The organism is Klebsiella sp. 141153 (assembly GCF_032601995.1).
Classification (GTDB): domain Bacteria; phylum Pseudomonadota; class Gammaproteobacteria; order Enterobacterales; family Enterobacteriaceae; genus Klebsiella; species Klebsiella aerogenes.
The window spans coordinates 1-236 of record NZ_JAQIRJ010000056.1; the positions used below are offsets into that span (position 1 = coordinate 1).

General features: G+C 51.3%; 1 rRNA gene. It reads left to right on the forward strand.

The features are described from left to right. Nucleotides 1-167: 167 nt before the first annotated feature. A 5S ribosomal RNA gene (gene rrf, locus PGS10_RS25045) occupies nt 168-236 on the forward strand; the annotation flags it as partial.

Here is a 236-nt window from a genome sequence, read left to right on the forward strand (position 1 = left end):
TGATAGGTCGGGTGTGTAAGCGTAGCGATACGTTGAGCTAACCGATACTAATGAACCGTGAGGCTTAACCTTACAACGCCGAAGCTGTTTTGGCGATTTGAGATGATTTTCAGCGTGATACAGATTAATCAGTGCGTCGTAATGACGGGCTGGTAAAACAGAATTTGCCTGGCGGCGATAGCGCGGTGGTCCCACCTGACCCCATGCCGAACTCAGAAGTGAAACGCCGTAGCGCC